The sequence below is a fragment of the Pseudoduganella sp. jia 12 genome (assembly GCF_055502675.1).
The window spans coordinates 21,701-46,062 of the sequence record NZ_JBUXKP010000012.1; the positions used below are offsets into that span (position 1 = coordinate 21,701).

At 65.9% G+C, this 24,362-nt stretch carries 11 protein-coding genes and 1 pseudogene; 3 read left to right on the forward strand and 9 right to left on the reverse strand.

Annotated elements, in window-relative coordinates; translation table 11 throughout:
• Positions 1-20: 20 nt before the first annotated feature.
• The 4 genes from ACY65G_RS23975 to ACY65G_RS23990 all read right to left on the reverse strand — a co-directional run bounded on the left by ACY65G_RS23975 (position 21) and on the right by ACY65G_RS23990 (position 6,975).
• Positions 21-2,141, reverse strand: a complete 2,121-nt coding sequence (locus ACY65G_RS23975; RefSeq protein ID WP_464999805.1) for a tetratricopeptide repeat-containing diguanylate cyclase — start codon at positions 2,139-2,141, stop codon at positions 21-23.
• A 172-nt stretch (positions 2,142-2,313) separates the two neighbouring features.
• Positions 2,314-4,128: an ABC transporter ATP-binding protein gene (locus ACY65G_RS23980; protein ID WP_464999806.1), complete on the reverse strand. Its 1,815-nt coding sequence runs from the start codon at positions 4,126-4,128 to the stop codon at positions 2,314-2,316.
• Positions 4,118-5,869, reverse strand: a complete 1,752-nt coding sequence (locus ACY65G_RS23985; RefSeq protein ID WP_464999807.1) for an ABC transporter ATP-binding protein — start codon at positions 5,867-5,869, stop codon at positions 4,118-4,120. Before ACY65G_RS23985 ends, ACY65G_RS23980 begins: the two co-directional genes overlap by 11 nt.
• A gap of 110 nt (positions 5,870-5,979) precedes the next feature.
• Positions 5,980-6,975 (reverse strand): phasin family protein, encoded by a 996-nt coding sequence (locus ACY65G_RS23990; protein ID WP_464999808.1) that lies wholly within the window; start codon positions 6,973-6,975, stop codon positions 5,980-5,982.
• 201 nt (positions 6,976-7,176) lie between these two features.
• Between ACY65G_RS23990 and ACY65G_RS23995 the strand changes: the two genes are divergently transcribed.
• Positions 7,177-8,460, forward strand: a complete 1,284-nt coding sequence (locus ACY65G_RS23995; RefSeq protein ID WP_464999809.1) for an amidohydrolase family protein — start codon at positions 7,177-7,179, stop codon at positions 8,458-8,460.
• A gap of 33 nt (positions 8,461-8,493) precedes the next feature.
• On the opposite strand, the gene ACY65G_RS24000 is transcribed toward ACY65G_RS23995, so the two are convergent.
• Both ACY65G_RS24000 and ACY65G_RS24005 read right to left on the reverse strand, forming a co-directional pair.
• Positions 8,494-11,775: an alpha/beta hydrolase-fold protein gene (locus ACY65G_RS24000; protein WP_464999810.1), complete on the reverse strand. Its 3,282-nt coding sequence runs from the start codon at positions 11,773-11,775 to the stop codon at positions 8,494-8,496.
• A complete protein-coding gene (locus ACY65G_RS24005) occupies positions 11,772-13,721 on the reverse strand; it encodes a glycoside hydrolase family 13 protein (RefSeq protein WP_464999811.1) in 1,950 nt (649 codons plus the stop codon). Before ACY65G_RS24005 ends, ACY65G_RS24000 begins: the two co-directional genes overlap by 4 nt.
• Before the next feature lie 456 nt (positions 13,722-14,177).
• Here ACY65G_RS24005 and ACY65G_RS24010 point away from each other — a divergent pair, with 456 nt between their 5' ends.
• Complete coding sequence (locus ACY65G_RS24010) at positions 14,178-16,910, forward strand: TonB-dependent receptor (protein ID WP_464999812.1); 2,733 nt, start codon at positions 14,178-14,180, stop codon at positions 16,908-16,910.
• Between the two features lie 83 nt (positions 16,911-16,993).
• Here ACY65G_RS24010 and ACY65G_RS24015 read toward each other — a convergent pair whose 3' ends face one another.
• The 3 genes and pseudogenes from ACY65G_RS24015 to ACY65G_RS24025 form a co-directional block, all read right to left on the reverse strand.
• A complete protein-coding gene (locus ACY65G_RS24015; RefSeq protein WP_464999813.1) occupies positions 16,994-19,186 on the reverse strand; it encodes a TonB-dependent siderophore receptor in 2,193 nt (730 codons plus the stop codon).
• Positions 19,187-19,343: 157 nt separating this feature from the next.
• The gene (locus ACY65G_RS24020) at positions 19,344-19,706 is read right to left on the reverse strand and encodes a hypothetical protein (protein ID WP_464999814.1); all 363 of its coding nucleotides are present in this window, start codon (positions 19,704-19,706) and stop codon (positions 19,344-19,346) included.
• Positions 19,707-19,972: 266 nt separating this feature from the next.
• Positions 19,973-21,760: pseudogene (locus tag ACY65G_RS24025) on the reverse strand (M2 family metallopeptidase); the annotation flags it as partial.
• A gap of 105 nt (positions 21,761-21,865) precedes the next feature.
• Between ACY65G_RS24025 and ACY65G_RS24030 the strand changes: the two are divergent.
• Positions 21,866-24,253, forward strand: a complete 2,388-nt coding sequence (locus tag ACY65G_RS24030; RefSeq protein ID WP_464999815.1) for a glycoside hydrolase family 31 protein — start codon at positions 21,866-21,868, stop codon at positions 24,251-24,253.
• Positions 24,254-24,362: the final 109 nt, after the last annotated feature.

Genomic DNA, 24,362 nt, shown 5'->3' on the forward strand with positions numbered 1-24,362 from the left:
TTGGTATCCGAAGCGGCAGTTCAAGACACCAGCTCTGCCCGCTCCACTGCGTCCTCGGCAGCGGGCATGTCGCCCGCCACCACCACCACCATGTCGACGAAGCCGCTGCGCCACGCGCCCTCGAGATCCTGCTCGACGGCTTCCAGCGTCGTGCGCTCCAGGTCATGGAAACCGCACACGCCATAGGCGCGGTTGCGGCCATGCGACTTGGCCATGTACAGTGCCATGTCGACGAGGTTGACGGCGCGTTCCCACGACAGTGGCGTACCGAGCGCCACCAGCGGGAACGGCGCGAATCCTACCGATGCGTTCACCGACAGCATGGTGCCCTGGTATTGCAGGGATTGCGACGAGATGCCGTGCAGGATGCGGCGTGCCACGTCGTCGAGGCCGCCGCGCGGCACGGCCGGCAGGAATGCCAGGAATTCCTCGCCGCCCCAGCGCACGATCATGTCCGTGTCGCGCAGCGTTTCGCGCAGGCTCGCCGCGATCATCTTCAGCACCGCATCGCCGGCCGCGTGGCCATGACTGTCGTTAATGTGCTTGAAGTGGTCGACATCCAGCAGGAACAGCGCGCCGATCGTATCGTCATCAGCGGCAACGGCATGCTGGCGCCGCTCGGTTTCTCCGGGCACGAGCTGGCCGGGCTCGGCCAGCCCGTGCTGGCGCATGAACTCCTGGAAGTGCCGGCGGTTGTACAGCGCCGTCAGCGGATCGCGTGCGCTCTGCTGTTTCAGTTCCCGGTTCTTCACCTCGAGCTGGGCATTCGCCTGGCGCACCTTGCGATACAGCAGGCCCACGACCAGGGCGGCCAGCGCGAACACGATCGCCAGCAGCCACCAGATGCGTTGCTCGAGCCGGTGGTTGACCAGCTCCACGCTCTTCACGCGGTTATCGTGGCGCAGTGCCTCGATCTGCCGCTGCTTCTTCTCGGTATCGTACTTTTGCTGCAGTTCCAGCACAGCCTTCTGGCGTTCCCCGGCGAACATTTCATTCGACATGGCGCGTTCGCGGTGATAGGCGTCGATGGCGCCCCGGTAGTCGCCGGCGCGTTCCAGCGCGGCGCCGTATTCCAGCAGCACGGCCTGCAGTTCCGGCTTCACGCCGCTTTTTTCATAGGCATCCAGCCCGGCTTCGAACTGGCGCTTGCCGTCGGCCAGCCGGCCCATGCCCAGGAAAGCCTGGCCCAGGTTGACCCGGGCCGTGGCGATCACGCTCGGGCTTTTCACGTCCTCGCCCGCGGCCAGCGCCTGCCGCGCGAACACGATCGTGTTCCGGTAGTCGCCCTTCTTCAGGTAAAGGTCCGACAAATTCACGAGCGTGTCGGCGATCATCTGCCGCGCGCCCAGCCGGCGCTCGACATCGAGTTCCGCCAGCAGCGCGCGGCGGGCCCGTTCATGCTGCCCCGATTCGATCGCCAGGCCATATTCGGTGGCCAGCGCGATCGCCAGCCGGCCGGGGGATTTCATCCGCTGCGCCACTTCCAGCGATTCGCGCTGCGCTTCCCAGCCCTTGTCGAACTGCTTCATGTCCGTGTACAGGAATGTCAGCGCATTCAGGGCACTGGCCAGCGGCGCGTCATCGCCCTGCACCGTGCGCGCCAGGTCGACGGCCGCCTGCAGCCGGGCCAGCGCGGCCGGATAGTTGCCCTGCTCCTGACAGGCCTGGCCGGCCGTGATCGTTGTCTGCACACGCAGCGGCACGTCGGCGGCATGGCGCGCCACCCGTTCTGCTTCGAATGCCGCCTTGTGCGAGCCTGGCAGGTCGTCCAGGTCGAACAGCGCATAGGCGCGGGCGAGCTGGCCCTTGGCCTGGACGGCGTCATCGCGCGCCGCGCGGCCCCAGGCCACCAGTTCATCGCCCATCGCCAGCGCGCGCCGCGGGTCGCCGCCGCGCCGGATCGCGCTGCTGTACAGCCATTGGAACTCGGCGCGGGTGGCCAGTGGAGCGGCCCGTGCCTGCGGCTCGAGCCGGCCAAGCCGGGAAACCGCGTCGTCCGGCTTGAAGCGCACCATCTCGCGCGTCGCAGCCAGCTCCGCGTCGAGCGCGGCCTGGCCGAACGCGAACGCCGGCGCCAGCACCAGGATGGCGGCGAGGCGGCGAACGGCGCGGGGATGGAAGACGGAGAGCAGGGTGGCCAACGAAAGGTCCTTGCCGCGCGGGGAGGGAGCGCGAGTGCACATATTATAGGCTTGTTGCCATAGGGGATTTCACGCTCGTCCTTGAAATATCACGGACGAGCGCTTTGCCACGGCATTTCCGCAACAACATTGTCGCGCCGTCATTGGCCGAAGTGCATCGTGGACGGCAAGGTCAGGCGGCCAGTTGCTGCAGCAGGTACAGCCGCTGGTACAGGCCGCCCTCGATCCGCATCAGCGCGTCGTGCGGGCCGGATTCTTCGATGCGGCCATGGTTCAGCACCACGATGCGGTCGGCGTCGCGGATCGTCGACAGCCGGTGGGCGATCGCGATGATCGTTACCTGTCCGCGCAATTCGTCCAGCGCCTGCTGCACGATCTGCTCGGTGGAGCTGTCGATGCGCGACGTGGCTTCGTCCAGCATCAGCACGCGCGGCTCGCCGGCCAGCGCCCGGGCGATCGCGATCAGCTGCTTCTGGCCGGAAGACAGGCGCGAACCGCCTTCGCCCAGCAGCGTGTCGTAGCCGTCTTCCAGTGCCACGATGAAGTCGTGCGCATGCGCCGCGCGCGCCGCCCGCTCGATCCGTTCGGGCGGCAGGTTGCGCCCCATGTCGATGTTGTCGCGGGCCGACGCAGCCAGCAGGAACGGATCCTGCGGCACCAGGCCCACGCGGGCGCGGAACGCGTCGTTCCCGATATCGTCCAGCGGCACGCCATTCATCAGGATGCTGCCGCGCGGCGCCGGGTAGTAGCGCAGCAGCAGCGACATCAGCGTCGACTTGCCGCTGCCGGTATGGCCGACGATGCCGTAGAACGCGCCTTGCGGGATTTGCAGGGAAAGGTCGTGCAATACTTTCTGGTCGCCGACATAGGCGAAGTCCAGGTGGCGGATGTCGATCGCCGGCGTGTCCGGCGACACCACCTCGTTCGCGGCCTCGCTGGCCGCGTTCTTCCCGTGCTCCGGCGCCCCCGCTTCGTCGAGCAGCGTGGCCACGCGCGCCGTGGCCACCACCGACTGCTGCAATTGCGAGAATTGCTGGGTGATCTGGATCAGCGGCTCGATCACGCGCGCGATATAGCTGATGAACGCGTACAGCACGCCCACTTCCGCCACGCCGAGCACGGTGCTTTCGCCGCGCAGGCCGAACAGCCAGATCACGGAGGCGAGCAGTACCACGTTCAGCATGTCCAGCGCCGGCCGCAGCAGCCAGGCATTGGCGCGGATCTCGGCCACCCGCTGCGTGTACTGGTCTTCATTGGTGCGCGAAAAGCGCTCGGCGAAACGCGCCTGCGCATTGTTCGCCTGCAGCACGCTCATGCCGCCGATCGATTCGGCCACCTGGGCATTGATGTCGCTGCGCAGCTGGCGCGCCTTCGCCACCGCCGGCGCCGACAGGCGCTGGTACAGCCACACGATCAGCAGCACGCACGGCATCAGCGCCACCACCAGCGACATCAGCCGCCAGTCCAGCCACGCCATGGCCAGGATCGTACCGATCAACACGATGGTGCTGTCCAGGATCACGAACAGCACCTGGATATACAGGCCCTTCACCGCCTCGGTATCGTTCGTCACGCGCGACACCAGCTGGCCGGTGATGGCGCGGTCGAAGAACGCCATCGGCAGGCGCAGCACGTGGCCGTATACGCGCTCGCGCAGCCGCTGCACCGAGCGCATCGCCAGGCCGGACAGGCGCACCAGCTGCAGGTAGCGCAGCCAGGAGGCGGCGCAGCCGGTGACCACCACGCCGCCCAGCAGCAGCGCCATCGCCTGCCAGTCCATCACGCGCGGCAGCAGGTGTTCGTCGATCAGCCGCTTGCCCAGCAGCGGCCCGACCACTTCCAGCCCGGCGGCGATGACCAGCCACAGCACGGCCCACCACAGGTGGTGGCCGTCCGGCCCGGCGGCATCCTTCAGCAGGCCCGTTGCCCGCCGCATCGATTCGGCGTGCGATTTTTCCTGTGGGTTTTCGTCCGTGCTAGCTTGCATCGAGGCTCGCCTCCAGTTGTTGATAGCGCCACTGCCGGGCATACCAGCCATCGTGCGCCAGCAGTTCGTCGTGCGTGCCCTGTTCGACCAGGCGGCCGTGGTGCAGCACGACGATCCAGTCGGCGTTCACCACGGCCGAGAGCCGGTGGCTGGCGATGATCGCGCTGCGCACCGGCCGTGCGCGGCGCAGCTCTTCCAGGTGGTCGAGAATGCGCGTTTCGGTGCCCGTGTCGACCGCCGACAGCGCATCGTCCAGCAGCAGCAGGTCGTTATCGGACAGCAGCGCGCGGGCGATCGCCACGCGCTGGCGCTGGCCGCCGGACAGCGTGATGCCGCGCTCGCCCACTTCCGTGTCGTAGCGGTGCGGGAACAGCAGGATGTCGTCGTGGATAGCTGCCAGGTCGGCCGCGTGTTCCACCTCGGCCCGGGTGGCGCCAGGCTTGGCCAGCGCGATGTTCTCCGCGATCGATGCCGAGAACAGGAACGATTCCTGCGGCACCCAGCTGATCGCGCCGCGCAACGCCTCGAGCTTGTATTCTTCCAGCCGATGGCCGTGCCAAAGCACGGTGCCCGACTGCGGCGCCAGCTGGCGCAGCAGCACGCGCAGCAGCGTGGTCTTGCCGGAGCCGGTGGGGCCGACCAGGCCCAGCGTCTGCCCCGGCCGCAGGCGCAGCGTCACGTCGGCCAGCGCCGATTCCGATTGCCCCGGGTAGCACACGGTCAGGTGGTCGACCGCCAGTTCGCCCGGCTGCAGTTCGGCCACCGTGCCGTGGTCGGCGATCGTCAGCGGCGCATCGAGCAGCGGCTGCAGCCGCTGCCATGCGGCGCGGCCCCGTTCCAGCAGCGACAGCACCCAGCCGGCGGCGAACATCGGCCAGATCAGCTGGCCCAGGTACATCGAAAAGCTCGTCAGCGCGCCGATCGTCAGCTGGTTCGTCCATATGAGGTAGCCGCCCAGGCCCAGCGTGAGGCCGGTGGCGGCCGTCAGTGTCAGGCCCACGGCCGGTTCGTAGGCCGCCTCCCAGCGCTGCGCGGTGAGCGCCGCGTTCGATGCCTTGCCGGCCAGCTCGGAAAACGTGGCGGCGCTGCGCCCTTCCAGGCCGAGCGTGCGCAGCGTGCGCACGCCGGTCAGGGTTTCCTGCACATGGTCGTTCAGCGCCGAAAACCGTTTCAGCGAATCGCCCGCCGCCTTGTGGATCTGCGAGGAGATGCGCCAGAACGCCCATGCCATCAGCGGGAAGGGCAGCAGGGCGACGAGCGCGAGGCGCCAGTCGACGCCCAGCATCATGATGCCGATCACCAGCACCAGCGTGAGGGCGCCGTCGAAGCCGGCCAGCATGGCTTCGCCGGCCGCCTGTTCGATCGAATCGATGTCGTTGGTGGCCAGCGCCATCAGGTCGCCGGTGCGCTGCTTCTGGTAGAAGGCCGGGCCCTGCAGCGTGAGGCGCCTGTAGAAGCGCGTGCGCAATTCCACGCCGAGCCGGTAGGCGGTCGAATACAGCCGGATCCGCCACGCCACGCGCAGGCCGTAGTTGGCCACGCCGACCAGCAGCAGCAGGCCCACGCCTTCGATCAGTTCCGTGTGCGAGAGACGCTGCGCGGCCAGGGCGTCGACCATCTGGCCGATCTTGCGGGGAATCCAGACGCCGATGACGGCAACGAGGGCCAGCATCACGCCGGCGCCCGCATATGCGCGCCAATGCGTCCGCACGAAGCCGGCGATTAGCCTCGATAAACTCATGACATATCCTTGAATGGGGCCAGTGGCCGATTCGGGGCACTAGGATACATCAGGCGGGCAGAGCGCGTCGGCCGGGCCCGTGCGGGCCCGGCCGACGTTGGGGAGGGAAATTACTTGCGGGACTTGCCAGGCGCCGAGCGGGCCGGCTTGTTGTCGGCCAGGGCGGCCAGCGCTTCGGCGACGGGTTTCGTGGCCGGCTTGCCGCGCACGGCTTTCGACGCCGTGGTTTCGGCCTCGGATACCGAAGCGGTGGACTCGGCGGATTCGGCCGCGATCGGTGCGGCAACCGGCGCATCCGCGGCTGCGGCCGTTACGCGTTCCACGGCTTCGCTCACCGCGTCCGTTGCCTTCGACGCTGCGTCGGCGCCGACGTCGGCCCCAGCTTCAGCCCCGGCCTCAGCCGCGCGAAAAATCGACTCGCTGGCCGCTTCGACCGCATCGCCCGTGTTCTTCACCGCGGCTTCGCCTGCATCCTGCGTTGCCTTCGTGGCGGCTTGCGCCGTATCCTGCACTGTACTTTGCACTGCGGAGGTGGCCTGCGCCACGCTGCCGGCAGTTGCGCGGGTCGCTTCCACCGTGCTGTTTGTTGCGGCCTGCGCGGCATCGCTTGCCGCATGTGCCGCTTGGGAAGCCGTCGCGGTGGCGCCGGAAGCGGCAGACTGCGCCGCTTCTGCCGCCGCGTTCGTGGCGGCCAGCGCGGCATTCGCAGCGGACTCGGACACTTGCGCAACGACCGGCGTGGCCAATGCCAGTGTCTTGGCCGGCACGTCGCGGAACCGTTCCGTGGCCGTGTGCAGCAGCGCCTGGTGGGTCTTGGTGGCGATCGAGAACACTTCGCGGTTGTAGGCAAACAGGCCCTCTATGGCGGACAGCGGGCGCGCCAGTTCGAACACCGCGCTGGTGTCTTTCGCTTCGATCAGCTTGCGGGCGGCAACCGTGCCGCGTTCGGCGGCGTTGCGTGCCGTGCTCAGGTTCAGTGCCACGAGCTGGCCGGCGCCATCGACCGTATTCTTCAGCACGCTGTTCAGGAAATTGAGCTGGCTTTCAAGTTGCGTTTTGCTCGTCCTGGAAATCTGTTCGGAAATCTGTTCGGTAATCGAAGCCATAGTCTCTCCTGGGAACAAGGAATTGTGCGTTGCAATAAATGAATTCTAGCGATGAAATAAGACGTTGGAAAGCGCTTTGTGCTTTCTTTATTCGTAAATTTACGCACTGCAACATACGTTTCGATGGCAGATTTTCCGTTGCCATTGCACGATTTGCCGGGATTTCCCTACAATCAGTCATCCCCATTGCCGGAGTCACCCATGGAATTCGTTATCCGCAACGCCACGCTGCCCGACGGCCGCACCGGCATCGACATCGCCGTGCAGGCCGGCCGCATCGCCGCGGTCGGCCCGCGCCTCGCCATGACCGCGGCGCGCGAGATCGACGCGGAAGGCGACCTGGTCTCGCCGCCGTTCGTCGACGCGCACTTCCACATGGATGCCACGCTGTCCTACGGCCTGCCGCGCGTGAACGCCAGCGGCACGCTGCTCGAAGGGATCGCGTTGTGGGGCGAACTGAAACCGCAGCTCACGCAGGAAGCGCTGGTCGAACGGGCCATGCGCTATTGCGACTGGGCGGTGGCGCGCGGCCTGCTGGCGATCCGCACCCACGTGGACGTCTGCGACGACCGCCTGCTGGCGGTGGAGGCGCTGCTGGAAGTAAAGCGCCGTGTGGCGCCATATATCGACATGCAGCTCGTGGCGTTCCCGCAGGATGGCGTGCTGCGCAGCCCCACGGCGCTGGCCAACCTGAAGCGGGCGATCGCGATGGGCGTGGACGTCGTCGGCGGCATTCCCCATTTCGAGCGCACGATGGCCGATGGCGCCGAGTCGGTGCGCGTGCTGTGCGAGTTCGCGGCGGAGCAGGGGCTGATGGTGGACATGCATTGCGACGAATCGGACGATCCGCTGTCGCGCCACATCGAAACGCTGGCCGCCGAGACGCACCGCCTCGGTCTGCACGGCCGCGTGGCCGGCTCGCACCTGACGTCGATGCATTCGATGGACAACTACTACGTGAGCAAGCTGCTGCCCCTGATCGCCGAATCCGGCGTGGCCGCCATTGCCAACCCGCTGATCAACATCACGCTGCAGGGCCGGCACGACACGTATCCGAAACGCCGTGGCATGACGCGCGTGCCGGAACTGATGGCGGCCGGCGTCACCGTGGCGTTCGGCCACGACTGCGTGATGGACCCGTGGTACGGCATGGGGTCCGGCGACATGCTGGAGGTGGCGCACATGGGCCTGCACGTGGCGCAGATGACGAGCCAGCAAGGGATACGCGCCTGCTTCGCGGCCGTCACCGAAAATCCAGCGAAGATCCTCGGGCTGGAAGGCTATGGCCTGGAACCCGGCTGCCATGCCGACCTGGTGCTGCTGGACGCGGGGGATCCGATCGAGGCGATCCGGTTGCGTGCTGCGCGCCGGCTGGTGATGCGGCGCGGCCGCATCGTGGCCGAATCGCCGCGTGCCGTGGCGCGTCTCGACCTGCCGGGCCGGCCCGGCAGCGCGGACTTCCGCCAGTTGGGCCAGCCGCGATAAAGCGGCTGCCGGCGTGCCCGATGCGGCAGGAATCTACCGCGTCGCGTTCGTGCCCTTGGCGGGCCGGGCAGCCGGGAAGAACCATTGCAACGCGCGGTGCACGCGGCCGGCCCAGGCCTGCTCGTTGTGCATGCCGCCTTCGTCTTCCACGTACAGCAGGTTGTCGCCCTCGCGCCAGCCGTTCTTCAGCACGGCCTGGCGGAATGCCCGCGTGCCTTCGACGCCGTCCATGCCCGTGCCGGCGTCCACGTACAACCGAACCGGCGTTGCCGCGATCTTGCGCGCGCTGGTGACGGGCGTGCCGCCGTTCCACCAGAACGAACCGGACATGATGCCGGCCTGGCCGAAGACGTCCGCATGGTGCTGCGCCAGGTACAGCGACGCCAGGCCGCCGAACGACGACCCCATGACGGCGGTATCGGCCCGGCCGGGCAGCGTGCGGTATTGCCTGTCGATGTAGGGCTTGACGGTCTCGACGAGGAAGCGGCCATAGGCGGCGACCTTGCCGCCGCCGTAGCGCATGTCGCAGCAGGGCGTGTACTCGCTGTTGCGGTCCGGCGTGTTGTCGACGCCGACCACGATGATCTCGCGCATGTCGCCTTGCGCGGCGAGCCGGTCGACCACTTCGTCGATGTGCCATTCGGTGCTGTAGGCCGTCTTCTGGTCGAACAGGTTCTGGCCGTCGTGCATGTACAGCACCGGGTAGCGCTTGCCGGGATTGCGCTCGTAGCCTGCCGGCAGCCAGATGCGCAGCTTGCGGGTGTTGCCCAGTTGCGGCGATGCGAAGTCGTCGACGATGACGAGGCGGCCTTTCGCCACCGGCGCCGGCGCTGTCGCGCCCGTGGCGAGCAGCCGGATGCCATGGATGTCGACCCGGTTCGCCGGACCCGACTTGCCGCCGGCATCGGCATAGGTGGCATTCGATTGCAGGCTGCTCATGTTGATGAAGTCCGACAGTTCGATCGCGTGCTTGCCCGCCTTCAGTTGCGCGGACAGCGGCGTCGAGTACACGGCCTGGCCGGCAGGGGAGTGGGGCAACTGCACGACCCCCTGGGCCACGACGTTGCCCGCCGCGTCGCGCACCTTCATCCACTTGACGCCGCCCGTGATGCCCAGGTTGACCTGGTGCGCATTGTTGCGGTAGCGGACCTGCACCGCGTAGGTGCCGGCCTGCGGCACGGCGAGCGTGGCGGCGAAGGTATCGGCAGGTGCGCCCCAATTAACGATCACGCCGTTTTCCGCTTCCACGCTCGATGCGATGCGCCTGTCGCCGGCGCCGATGTCGATCGCCGTGCCCGTGCAGGCCGGCGCGCTGTGGTGGCTGCGGTTGCCCGAGCCGGGGAACATGGCTTCCACCGCGTAGCATGCGGCAGCGGCCGGCTTCGGATCGGTCCAGCTGGCGGCTTCTACGCCCGCTGCCGCCAGCTGGCCGTCGCGATACACGTTGTAGACGGTGCCTGCCGCCGGCTTCGACGCGAATGCGAGCCTGCCTTTCGCGGCGGACACGATCGCCGGATCGGCCGGCGAGAACACGGCCGGATCGATGGCCAGCGGGTCGGCCGCCACCCGCGTGATCGCCTGCCGCCCCGGCACCAGGGTGCCCAGTTGCACGACGATCGTGTTCCGGTCGCCGAGATCCGCCCACTTGATGCGGCCATCGACGGGCTTGCCGTTCAACAGCACCTGCTGCACGGGATGATAGCCGGCCATGGACTGCGCCGGCGGCAGTACCAGCTGCACGTCGATCACGTGGTTGCGCAGCTTCAGGCCGGACAGCAGGGCCGTGCCGCTGCCCTGGAATGCCTCATTGCGCAGCTTCGACGTGACGAACGGCCTGACGTCGATGCCGTCCTGCGTGGTCGAGATGCCGAACACGCCGCTCACCAGCGCGCCGGCAAAGCCGCCCACGGACCACAGCTGGCGGCGCGAATTGACGACGGGACCCGCCAGGTCCGCCTGCTTGCCGCCGCTCGGGTCGAACATCGGCAGGCCCGTGAGCCATTCGAAGTTTTCCATGTTCGACGCGTTGACGGCGGCCCCGCGCAGCAGCGTGTCGTAGGCGGCATCGGCCGCCGCCACGTTCTGCACCTGGATCGCGGCCTTCAGCCCATAGGCGGTGACGAAGGGCCAGATCGCCCGGTTGTGATACACGGCGCGGCCCGGCTGCTGCGGCCAGATCACCGGCGCGCCCATCGGCCCGTGCGGGTAGCGGGCGACGATGCTGTTCGCCTGCTCGGCGTCCGCCACGCCGGTGACGATCGCCAGCGCCTGGCCCAGCCAGTCGAACTTGTGCAGCGGCGCGCCGTCGAAATGGCCGGCGGTGAGGCTGCTGTACATGCCGGCATCCTCCAGCCACAGCCGGTCGTTGATCGCATCCTTCAGTTGCACGGCCCAGCCGCCGAAGCGCTTCGCCATGGTGGCGTCGCCCTGTTCCTCCGCCAGTTGCGTGGCCAGCGTGAGCGCCTTGTAGTGGGCCACGTTGGTCGACAGCGCCTTCGCCGTCGCCATGTGCGCCAGCTGGCCGGGGATCCAGTCCGCATAGGTCTGCTCGCGCCAGTCGAGGAACGACTCTTCGCCGTTGTACAGGCCCGAAGCAGGGTCGAACGCGGCCACGCGGTCGATCTCGATCGTGTTCGACAGGGCTTTCAGGGCGACCGGCACGAACGCCGCGCGCTCGGCCGGCGGTAGCGCCTTCAACGCCTCGTCGGCGCCGAATGCCCACGTGACGCGGTCGGTGCTGACGGGCCAGCTGCCGCCGCTGCCGGTGTCCTGCACGATCTGCAGGCCGTCCTCGGTGCCGGGCACTGCGGCCGGCTTCTTCACGCCATCCCGGTAGCCCGAGAGCTTGAACTGCAGCGAGTTGCGCACCCGTTGCGGGTCCAGCATGCCCAGTCCCAGGCCGGCCGCGTACGACAGGTCGCGCGTCCACACGTAATGCCATTTCTCGCCGGTTTCAAAGCAGTCGCACGGAATGGGCTGCCCGCCGTTATAGGAGTCGTCGCGGATCGCGGCCACGGCATCCTGCCGCATCTCGGCCATCGCCATCGCGAACAGCGCGTCGAACGCCACGCTCCCGCTGCGCACGCGCGGCAGCCCGGCGCTCTCGGCATAGGTCACATTCTGCGGATCGCCGTCGCGCAGCTTCATCGTCGTGCCATGCGTGTAGGTGCGCAGCGGCGCCTTTTCGTCGTCGACGCTGATGCGCACCGTTTCCGGCTTGCCCCAGGAACCGAAGGGAATGGCCTGTTCGGCGCAGTGCAGCGAGCCGGCGAAGAGCATGGCCAGGGTGGCGGTGGCGATAAGGGTGCGCTTCATTGTTTCAACTCCAGGATGATGGCCGTGCGGGCCGGCAGCGTGATGCCGCGTTCGAGGTGGAAGGTCTGTCCGGTGAGGACATCGGTGCCGGCATTGACGCCTTCGAGCATTTCGCCGAAGCGGGCCGTGTCGAGCGTGACGGGCGTGCGGTTCTTGTTCAGCGCGACCATCACCTTGCCGCCGCCTTGCGCATTGCTGCCATAACGGAAGAACACATAGGTATCCTGTTCGGGGCCGAAATGCATCGTCCGGCCATGGTGGATCACGGTGGCGCCCTTGCGCCAGTTCAGCAGTTTTTTCAGAAAGGCCTGTGCATCGCGCTGCGCCGGCGTGAGGCCCGCGCCGGTAAACGCATTCACCTTGTCGCCCGGCCAGCCGCCCGGAAAATCGTGGCGGTACGACGCGTCGTCGCGGCCCTGCGTGGTGCTCGTCATGAGGATCTCGGTGCCGTAGTAGAGCTGCGGGATGCGCGGCGCCGTCAGCACGTAGGCCATCGCCATCTTCCACAGGCCGATGTCTTCACCCAGCACGCTCCAGGTGCGGGGCAGGTCGTGGTTGCCTTCGAACAGCACGAGGTCTTGCGGTGCCGGATACAGGTGATCCTGGGCCAGCGTTTCATACAGGTCGTTCAGGCTGAAGGTACCGTGGTTGCTGTCAATGGCCGTACTGGCCAGCGCGCGGCGCAGCGCATCGTTGAGCGGAAAATCCATCAGCGACGGCAAATGGGACACGTAGCCGTCGTGGTTGGCCTTGCCGGCCTGCCAGCGCGCCACGACAGGCACGCGCGTGCTCCATTCCTCGCCGACCAGGTTCAGGTTCGGGTATTCGGCCATCACGCGGCGCGACCATTCGGCGAGCAAGGCATTGTTCGAGTAGCCCCACGTATCGACCCGCAGGCCGGACAGGCCCGCGTACTCGATCCACCAGATCGTGTTCTGGATGAGGTAATTCGCCACGTGGGGATTCGAGCCATTGAGATCGGGCATGCCGCGCGAAAACCAGCCTTCGGTGAAATTGCGCGCATCGGCGCGGCTGCCGTACGGGTCGCCGACCGCCACGCGGTGGTGCCGCGTCATCACGGGCTTGCCCTCGTGGGTGATCCAGTCCGGCATCGGCATGTCCTTCATCCACCAGTGGCCGGCACCGATGTGGTTCAGTACCACATCCTGGATGACGCCGATGCCCTTTGCGCGCGCGGCTTGCACGAAGGCGCGGAAGTCCTCGTTGCTGCCGTAGCGCCGGTCGATGCGGTAATGGTCGGTGGCCGCGTAGCCGTGATACGAATAGGCCGGCATGTCGTTCTCGAGCAGCGGCGTGGGCCACACCTGCGTGTAGCCCATCGCGGCAATGTAGTCGAGATGGGCGGTCATGCCGGCCAGGTCGCCCCCATGCCGGCCGCCCCCAGCTGCGCGGTTCGCCTTGTCCGGCATGGCCGCGATGCTGTCGTTCGACGGGTCGCCGTTGGCGAAACGGTCCGGCATCACCTGGTAGATGGCATCGCGGCTCGTGAAGCCCTGGCGCTCGCGCGAGCCGGGCGCGCGCGAGCGCAGCTGGTAGCGGTGAGTCAGTACTGCCGGCTTTCCAGCCTGGCCGGCAGGGTGGAAAGCGATGTCGACACTGCCCGGCCGTACGTCGGCAGCCAGCGCCAGGTCGATGAACAGGTAATTCGGGTTGGCCACGCGCGTGGTGCCGGCGATGCGCAGGCCCGGGTAATCGATGCGCGGCTGCAGCTCGGCGATGCGCTGGCCATGCACCATCAGTTGCAGTGTGCGGTGCCGCATGCCCGCCCACCATGACGCGGGCTCCAGGTGGTCGATGCGGTAAGTGCCGATGGCGGGTGTGGCCGGTGCGGCTGCGGCCGGGGCGCGCACCGCAACGAGAGCCAGCAGGAGTGGTACGGTCAGGGCCGGCACAGCCAGGGCCGGCGGCAATACGGTATGGCGCATGCGTCTCCTCTGCGAAAACCGATAAGTAGTGGGACTACAAGCTCTTGGGCGGCTTGCTTCCTCTGAAACGTGAGCAGAATACTATGTTCGCAGGGCATGTACAACGACCCGCTGGACAAGATGCCTAGTTTTAATACATGTTCTGCGCCCGGATGGCGGTTTCGTTACATCTTTACAGTGGAAACGGTTGTTTCATGGCATATTTTGTAGTTCCACTACAGATCGCTGTTCAGCGTTCTGTAGCCGGCATACAACGAAAACGTGATGCGGCCCCCTGGCAGGCCGCAAAACGGCTGAATCGGCCGATTCTGGACTGAACTTTAATTGACACTGCATCTAGTTTTAATACAAAATTCTTCCAGGACGTCTGACAGAGCGGCCACAATCCTTGGATTCCCATGTAGTCGAGCTAATTATTGAGCATGGGAAAAATTCGTATTTATTGAGGGGACTTCGATGAAATTCTTCGCGCCTGAGCGCCGCATGCGCACGGCCCTGCAACTGAGCCCGGTAGCAACCGGCTGCGCACTGTTCGTCGCCGCGCTGGCCACCCCGGTCGCCGCGCAGGAACAAACCACCCCGGCGGCCGAGGCGCCGATCGCCACCGTGACCGTGACCGGCATCCGCCGCGGCATCGAGGATGCCATCTCGGTCAAGAAGGATTCGTCGTCGATCGTCGAAGCCATCTCCGCCGAAGACATCGGCAAGCTGCCGGACGTGTCCATCGCCGAATCGATCGCCCGCCTGCCGGGCCTGGCCGCCCAGCGCGTGGCCGGCCGTGCACAGGTGATCTCGGTGCGGGGCCTGTCCCCGGACTTTTCCACCACGCTGCTGAACGGCCGCGAACAGGTATCCACCGGCGACAACCGCTCCGTGGAATTCGACCAGTACCCGTCCGAACTGCTGTCGGGCGTGACGATCTACAAGACCCCGGACGCTGGCCTGATCGGCCAGGGCCTGTCGGGCACGATCGACCTGCAGACCGTGCGTCCGCTGAACTTCGGCAAACGCACCGTGGCGATGAACGCCCGTGCCGAGCACAATTCGCTGGGCAGCATGGCCAACACGAAGTCGCTGGGCAACCGCTTCTCCATCAGCTACATCGACCAGTTCCTGAACCGCAAGCTGGGCGTGGCGATCGGCTTCGCGCACCTGGAGTCGCCGGTGCTGGCCAACGAGACCGGCATCTACGAACCGTGGAAGACCGATGCCCGCACCGGCCTGCCGGCAGGCACCACCGCCACCGATGGCATCAAGGCCCTGTCGCGCACCGGCTACAACCGCCGCGACGGCCTGATGGGCGTGGTCGAATACCGCCCAACCAAGTCGTTCACCAGCACGCTGGATTTCTACGCGTCGGTGTTCAAGCATGAAGACACCGCCAACCAGTTCGAAGTGAACCTGTCCGGCTGGAACGGCGACCTGCAGCCTTCGCCGTTCTATTCGAACCTGACGAAGAACGGCAATGCGATCAGCACCGCCATCGCCAACAACGTCTACCCGCTGGTGCGCGGCATGTATACGAACCGGCGCGACGACATCCGCGCGCTCGGCTGGAACAACGAATGGCGCCTGGATGGCGTGAAGCTGGTGGCCGACCTGTCCTGGTCGAAAGCCAAGCGCGACGAACTGGGCCTGGAAAACAACCTGCAGCTGGGTGCCGTCAACAACGCGCAGTACCTCGACACGATCAACCTGGGCTTCAACAGCGGCACGTTCCCGACGATGACGCCGGGCCGCGCCGACTACAGCGACGCCTCGAACCTGTACGTGAAGAACACGATCTACGGCTCCGGCTACGGCAAGGTGCCGTACGTGGAAGATGAGCTCAAGAGCGTAAAGCTGGCGGCCAACTTCCAGGCGCCGGCCGCACTGGAAAACTGGTTCGCCGGCTTCGACGTGGGCGTCAACTTCAGCGACCGCTCGAAGGACAAGGACCAGCCGGAAGGCAACATCAACCTGGCCGGCAACCCGACCACGATCGACCCGTCGCTGCTGTACGGTTCCGTCGACCTGGGTTTCGCCGGTGTCGGCAACGTGCCGGCATGGGACGTGCCGGCTGTCGTCGCACGCTACATGACGTTCAACCCGACCGCCGGCAGCGGCGCCATCCTGATCAAGAACTGGTCGGTGCGCGAGAAGATCTCCACGGCCTACGCCAAGGCGAACATCGAACACGAGTTCGGCGACATCTCGCTGCGCGGTAACGTGGGCGTGCAGGTGCAGCACACCAAGCAGTCGTCCGATTCGAAGTACTTCAACGGCGCACTGGCCGGCGACCAACAGGTACAGCCGATCCACGACGGCAAGTCGTACAACGACTGGCTGCCGAGCATGAACCTGAACTTCGGCCTGCCGAACGACCAGACCGTGCGCGTGGCAATGGCCAAGCAGATCGCCCGCCCGCGCGTGGACCAGCTGCGCGCCGCGCTGGACTTCGGCGTGTCGGACACCACGTTCAAGCCGGGTGCATCGGGCGGCAATGCGCAGCTCGATCCATGGCGCGCCAAGGCGTTCGACGTGTCGTATGAAAAGTACTTCGGCAAGAAGGCCTACGTGGCCGCGGCATTCTTCTTCAAGAAGCTCGACACGTACATCTTCACGCAGACGAAGACCTATGACTTCTCGGCGTTCGTGCCGGGCACCAAGGCCAACACGGTATTCGGCGACTACAAGGCACCGTACAACGGCAACGGCGGTATCATGCGCGGCATCGAACTGTCCGGCTCCCTCCCGCTGAACATGCTGACCCCGGTGCTGGATGGCTTCGGCATCGTGGCTTCGGGAACCTACACGGACAGCAATATCGCGATCCAGGAACCGGATGGCTCGATCGGCCAGAACATCCCGCTGCCCGGCCTGTCCAAGCGCGTGACGAACCTGACCGTGTACTACGAGAAGAACGGCTTCGAGACCCGCCTGAGCCAGCGCAAGCGTTCCGACTTCGTGGGCGAGATCGGCAACTTCGCCGCCGAACGTTCGCTGCGCTACGTGGTGGGCGAGAGCATCCTGGACTTCCAGGTCGGCTACACGTTCCAGAACGGTCCGCTGAAGGACATGGGTATCGTGCTGCAGGCGAACAACCTGCGCAACGCCGCCTACGAAACCTACAACGGTTCGAAGAACCAGCAGCTGGAATACCAGAAATACGGCCGCACCTTGCTGCTGGGTGTGAACTACAAGTTCTAAGCCAGCTTCGCTGCATGCAGAAAGCCCCGTCGCGCAAGCGGCGGGGCTTTTTGCTTTTCAAAACCGGTTTTCCTGCAACTTTTTTACCAGAGATACCGCGCCGTCAGCATGACCGTGCGCCGCTGCCCGTAGAAGCAGTCGCCGCGGGCGAGGCAGGTGGTGATCTGCACCTTGTCGGCCAGGTTGACGGCGTTCAGCGCGAAGCGCCACTGGCCGGTCTGCCAGGCGAGCAGGGCATCGACCAGCGTGGCCGATGGCGTTTCCAGCGAATCGGTGCCGTCCAGCGACGTGCCGAGATAGCGCACGCCGGCCCCCGCCGTGAAGCCGGTCGCGCCGCCAACGGAGAAGCCGCGCGCGAGCCAGGCCGACGCGTTGTGCTTCGGGATGCCGGATACGCGCTTGCCCAGGTCGGCGCCATTGCTGCGCGAGACGCGCGCGTCGGTGAACGTGTACGCGGCGGTCCAGTCCCAGCCGCGCACGGCACCGGCCGTTTCCAGTTCCGCGCCGCGCACCTTCACTTCGCCCAGCTGCAGGCTGTTCTGCGGGTTCGCCGGATCGGCGGTCTTGCGGTTCTGGTCGCGCAGCTGGTACAGCGCCAGCGATGCCGTCACCGCGGCGGCCGGCTGCCATTTCACGCCGGCTTCCCACTGCTTGCCGCGCTGCGGCTTGAACGGTTCGTTGTACGCATCGACGCCCCCCAGCGGCAGGAACGATTCGGCGTAGCTGACATAGGGAGAAAAACCGCTGTCGCCCAGGTACAGCAGGCCCACGCGCTTCGTGTTGGCCTTGTCGTCGGTGCGGGAAGCGGGGCGGCCTTCGATGTCGTTCTCGGCATGGTCGCGGCGCCAGCCCAGCACGCCGACCCAGCGCTCGTCGAACTTCGCCTGTTCCTGTACGTAGAAGCCCTTCTGGTGCAGCACCGCGGTCGGCTGGTGCGCCAGCGACACGGGCGCGGTGAAGTTGCCATACACGGGGTTATAGACATCGAGCGCCGCAGCGATGCCGCGACCGGTGGCCTGCCGCGTCTCGGCGCGCTGCACGTCGAAGCCGGCCAGGAAAGTGTGCTGCCAGCGGCCGGTGGCGAATTGCGCTTCGAGCTGCGTGTCGAACAGCAGCGTGTCGAGCGCATTCGCCTGCTGGATCAGGTCGCGCTCGATCGTGCGGTTGTCGGCATTGAACACGGGGCGGCCCGGCCGTCCCGTCGCCTGGATCGGGGTGAAGCTCGTGTAGGCGCTGCGGTAGTCCACTTCGGAGTTGCTCTTGCGGGCGTTCTGGCGCAGCACGAGGTTGTCGTTGAAGTGGTGGCTGAACTGCCAGCCGAACGACGTCCGGTCCGTCTTGTAGGCATCCCAGCCCGGCTCGCCCGTGAACGTATCGGTCGGGATCCGGCCATATTGCGACGGCAGCAGGGTACCTTGCCACGGGAAGAAGCCGATCAGCGAGCCGCTTTCGTCCTGCTGGCGCAGCGCAAGCAGCGTGAGCGACGTGTCGGCATCCGGCGCCCACGTCAGCGACGGCATCAGCACCTTGCGGTCGTCCGCCACGTGGTCCACCTGCGAGCCGCTGTCGCGGCCGATCGCCACCACGCGCAGGCGCCAGTGGCCCGCGTCATCGAGCACCTCGTTGAAGTCCACCGCCACCTGCTTGCGGTCATGGCTGCCGACCTGCACCTGCACTTCGCGCCGCCGTTCGGCCAGCGGCTTCTTGGTGACGTAGTTGATCACGCCGCCCACGCTGCCCTGGCCATACAGCACCGACGATGGGCCGCGCAGCACTTCCACGCGTTCCAGCATGAACGGGTCGGGGCGGGTGGTGTTGTAGGAGCCGAAGTTGTACTGCAGGCCATCGACCAGCGACGTGGGCGAACCGCCGCGCGAGGTGACGCTGTCGCCGCGACTGTCGAACGATGCCGAGACCAGGCCCGCCGTGTAGTTCAGCGTTTGCCGCAGGGTTTGCGCACCCTGCAGCTGCAGGCGTTCGGCGGGGATCACGGAGATCGACTGCGGCGTTTCGATCAGCGGTGTGTCGGTCTTCGTGGCGGAGCCGCCACGACGGGCCACGAAATCGTCGTCGGCCTTACTGCCTTCGATTTTCACGACGGCGACCGGGGCGGCATCGGCTTCGGCCGGAGTGTCGGCGGGATCAGCTGCGTAATCAGCTGCATGAGCGGGAGCCCAGGCGCACAGCAGCGCGAAGGCAACTGGACGAAGCCTGATCGGATGAAGCGTGAGAAGTGAGAGAAGATCGGCCCGTGCCGGCTTGGAGAACTGCGCCATGAAACCCTTCCTGATGGTGACTACGTTGTGGCTGTTGCTACGTAGCGGGCTGGCGGCGGCTGGCTGCTTAATAGTTGAGTGGAACCATCAAGTATATCGTGGGGGGTGTCGAAACGACAAGGCCCGGCAAATCCGGGCCTTTATTGGAAGCGCGTGATCAGGGCTTTATACGTACCGCGTCGAAGAACCAGCCGTCCCAGAAGATCAGCAGCTTGTCAGGGTTCTTGATGAATACGGCCGTGCAGCTCAACTTCACAACAGTGACGGGATTTGGCAGTCGCAGGTTTTCTCCACTGGCCCGGAATTGCTGTCGCAGAAAAAGGCGGGGCTCCACGCTCTCTGCTTCGAATGTCGAAGGCCCGCATGCATGAGTGCCGAATTGAACTTTTTCGCGGCTGATGGTCATTACGCGATTCACGAGCTGCCTGGCCTCGCGCTCGTCGAGCGATGCGACATCGGCACTATCCAAAGCCGCGGTCACCCGCCATTTTCCGGTCACGACATCTTCGTCGGTGTTCATGCCATTGGCAAATGAACATGCCGAAGCAAATGCCAGGGCGGTAACAGCAAAAAATCTGAGCGTAGCGGCACGACGCTTTACGCAAGACGAATTGGAGACAAACATGGTTACCCCTCATTCTTTCGCAACAAACGGCCCCGTTTACCGATTGCCGATGTCAACTCCAGCGTAGCGTACGGTGCTCACCACTTCTGCTGCGCGGCCAGCACCCGGTTCTGCTCGTCGAGCCATGCCTTCAGCGGCGCGAAATACTCGAGCAGGGCGCCGCCGTCGATGCGATCCTCGCCACTGATCGCCTTGAGCGCTTCGGGCCATGGCTTGCTGGCGCCCAGTTCCAGCATCGCCTGCAGCTTCTTGCCCGCCTTTTCGTTGCCGTAGATCGAGCACGTGTGCAGCGGGCCCTCGTGGCCGGCTTCGCGGCACAGCGCGCGGTGGAACTGGAACTGCAGCAGGTTGGCCAGGAAGTAGCGGGCGTACGGCACGTCCGCCGGCACGTGGTACTTGGCGCCCGCGTCGAACCCGTTCGCCGCCATCGGCAGCGGGCGGCCGATGGCCATGTAGTGTTCGCGCAGCTCCCACCAGCTGCGGTCGTAGTCGGCCGGCTGCGTCTTGCCCGCGTAGACGTCCCAGCGCCAGCGGTCGACCATGTAGGCCCATGGCAGCACCGCCACCTTCGACAGCGCGCGGCGCAGCAGTTCGCCCATGTCCGCTTTCGGGTCCGGGTCTTCGTTCATCAGGCCGATCCGCTTCAGGTAGGCGGGCGTGATCGACAGGGCGATGGTATCGCCGATCGCCTCGTGAAAGCCGTCGTTGGCGCCGTTGCGGAACAGCGCCGGCTGGTCCTGGTAGGCGAGGAAGTAGTAGACGTGCCCCAGCTCGTGGTGGATGACGGTGAAATCCTCGGCCGTGGGGTTGATGCACATCTTGATGCGCACGTCGTCGCGGGCATCGATCGACCACGCGGACGCATGGCACACCACTTCCCGGTCGCGCGGCTTCGCCAGCAGCGAGCGTTCCCAGAACGTGGCCGGCAGCTTCGGCATGCCCAGCGACGTGTAGAAGCGTTCGGCGTATTCCGTCATCTGCCGCGGCGTGGTCTTGCGCTGGTCCAGCACCTTCGTGAGGTCGAAGCCGCTGGCGCCGGACCTGGGCTTGACCAGCGGGTAGAGGTTGTCCCATGTCTGGCTCCACATATTGCCGAACAGGTGCGCGGGGACGGGGCCGGTCAGCGGCACCACGTCCGGGCCGTAGGCGGCGCGCAGTTTGTAGCGCGTGTATTCGTGCAGTGCGTCGTACAGCGGCTTTACCTGCAGCCACAGGCGTTCCATTTCAAATGCGAACTCGTCGGGCGGCATGTCGTAGCCGGAGCGCCACAGCGCGCCGGTATCGGCGTAGCCCATCTCGCGGGCGCCCTTGTTCGACAGGGCCACGAAGCCCGCATAGCGCTCTTTCCAGGAGGGCGACTGCGCATGCCAGCCGGACCACGCGTCGAGCAGCTTCTTCGGATCGCGGCTGGTGGCCAGGATCTTTTCCAGTTCGCCCAGGGCCATGCAGGGGCGGCCATCGGCGGGACAGTATTTCGCCTTGCCGTAGGCGCCGGACAGCGCCGCGCGCGCCGCCGCGTAGTCGGCGCGCTCCTTCGGGTCGGAGAACATCAGTGTCAGCTGCAGCAACTTGAGCTTGCGCGCATCCGTATTACCGAGATTCAGCCCGTTGAAGCGGCGCGCGGCCAGCGCCGCCTGGCCGGCCGCGTCCAGCTGCAGTTCGCCGAAGTAGGCGGCGATCGCTTCGGTATCGTCGGTGATGAAGTTCGCGCCTACCCAGTCGGCGCGTGCCTGGTCCGCATTGAGCCTGTCGAACCTTGCCTCGGTCTGGGCCAGGAAACGCTTAGCCTCGACGAGCGTGGGCCTGGCCGGCGCCTTGGCCTTGGCCTTTTGCTGAGCCTTCGGCTTTGCCGTTACCGTGGTCTGCGCATGCGCCTGGGTCATGCCTGCGCCCAGCGCCAGCAACGTGACGAGTGATAAGGTGAGGAGTGATACAACGGGCAGCTTCATCGGTTCTCCGGTTCCTTCATGAAGGCTTCAATATAAAGCATTTCCCCTTGTTTTCATGGCGCCGTTTTGTCATGCTCCCGGTTCCCTCGTCACTCCCTTCCAAACATGAAAATCACCACGACCGCGGCGCTCGCGCTGACCTTCGCCTGTCAATCCGCCGTGGCGCAGAACAGCGCGCGGCAGGTGGAAAGCTGGACCGAAAAGGACGGCGCGCTGCAGATCGCCACCAACGACGGCCGCTACGTGATCCGGCCATATTCCGCGTCGATCGTCGAGACCACCTTCATTCCGAGCGGCGAACAGCATGACGCGCGCTCGCATGCCGTGGTGCTGCGGCCCGCGGGCGTGCAGACGACGGTGAAGGAAGCCGATGGCCGCATCGAATACGCCACGCCGGGCATCGCCGTCACGATCGAGCGCCGGCCGCTGCGCATCAGCTATGCCTACAAGGGCCAGCCGCTGCTGGCGGAAAAGCTGGGCTACACGAAAAGGAACGGCCTGGAAGCGCTGGAGTTCGCGCTCGATGCCGACGAGGCGCTGTACGGTGCCGGCGCGCGCGCCGTGGGCATGAACCGCCGCGGCTATCGCTTCCAGCTATACAACAAGGCGCACTATGGCTACGGCAATCGCTCCGAACTGCTGAACTTCACGATCCCCGTGGCGCTGTCGTCGAAAAAATACGCGGTGCATTTCGATAACCCGCAAACCGGCTACCTGGATTTCGACAGCCGCAAGGATGGCACGCTGGCCTATGAAACGATCGGCGGCAGGAAGACCTACCAGGTGATCGCGGGCGATGCATGGGCGGACGTGATGTCGAACTACACGAGCCTGACGGGCCGGCAGCCGCTGCCGCCGCGCTGGGCGTTCGGCAATTTCGCCAGCCGCTTCGGCTACCACGACGAAAAGGAAGTGCGCGCCGTCGTCGACAAATTCAGGGAAGAGAAGATTCCGCTCGATGCGGTGGTGCTCGACCTGTACTGGTTCGGCAAGGAGGTGCAGGGCACGATGGGCAACCTGGCCTGGGACAAGGACAACTTCCCCGATCCGCAGCGCATGCTGCGCGACCTGCAGGCGAAAGGCGTGAACACGGTGGTCATCACCGAGCCGTTCGTGCTGACAACCTCGAACCGCTGGCAGGAAGCGGTGGATGCGAAGGCGCTGGCCACCACGAAGGAAGGCAAGCCGTACACGTATGACTTCTTCTTCGGGAACACGGGCCTGGTCGACATCTTCAGTCCGCAGGGCAAGGACTGGCTGTGGAACATCTACAAGGGGCTGAAGGAGCAGGGCGTGGCCGGCTGGTGGGGCGACCTGGGCGAACCCGAGCTGCATCCGGCGGCGCTGCAGCACACCACCGGTTCGGCGGACCAGGTGCATAACATCTATGGCCACGACTGGGCGCGGCTGATCGCGGAAGGCTATGCGAAGGACTTCCCGGACGAGCGCCCGTTCATCTTGATGCGCGCCGGCTACTCGGGTTCGCAGCGCTTCGGCATGATTCCCTGGTCGGGCGACGTGTCGCGCAGCTGGGGCGGGCTGCAGTCGCAGATGGAGATCGCGCTGCAGATGGGCATGCAGGGCCTGGCCTACATGCACTCCGATCTGGGGGGCTTCGCCGGCCCGGTACTGGACGACGAACTGTATGTGCGCTGGCTGCAGTATGGCGTGTTCCAGCCGGTGTTCCGCCCGCACGCGCAGGAAGAGGTGCCGTCCGAGCCCGTGTACCGCGCGCCGCGCGCGAAACGCCTGGCGCTTGATGCGATCCGGTTGCGCTATGCATTGCTGCCGTATCACTACACGATGGCATTCGAGAACAGCACCACCGGCATGCCGCTGATGCGCCCCGTGCTGTTCGAGGACACGAAGAACGATGCCGGCACGCTGGCTTCGACCTACCTGTGGGGCGGCAGCTTCCTCGTTGCGCCGGTGACCGAGCCGGGCGCGCGGCGCAAGGAAGTGTATTTCCCGGCCAAGGGCAGCGTATGGTTCGACTTCCATAGCGGTGCGCGACACGGCGGCGGCATCCTCGAAACGGTCGATGTGGTGGAAGAGCGCATCCCGGTGTACGTGCGGGCCGGCGCGTTCGTGCCGATGACGCCGGTCGTGCAGACGACGCGCGACTACACCGGCAAGAATATCGACCTGCATTACTGGCACGACGACAGCGTATCCGCGTCGACGGGCATGCTGTACGAAGACGATGGCATTACTGCCGATGCGTTCGGCAAAGGCCAGTACGAGATCGCCCGTTTCACCGCCGCCGCGCGGCCCAATTCGCTCGATATCGGCATCGCCACCGAGACGGGTAGCGCGATGGCGCCGGTAGTGCGTGCTTACACCTTGCACGTGCATGGCGTGTCCAAACCGAAGCGCGTGCTGCTCGACGGCCGCGCGCTGGCCTTCACGTGGGATGCAAAAACACGTGTCGCGCGCGTCGCTGTACCGGCGCGCGCGCGGCTCGCGGCGAAGGTGTTTGTGCAGTTCCAGTAGGCCGCCATCACCCGGGTATAAAACCGGGGACGTACCCCTGTTTATGGGAAATTTCTTCTAAACAGGGGTCCGTCCCCAGTTTCTCTGTTGTTTGACTACAAAGAACGTG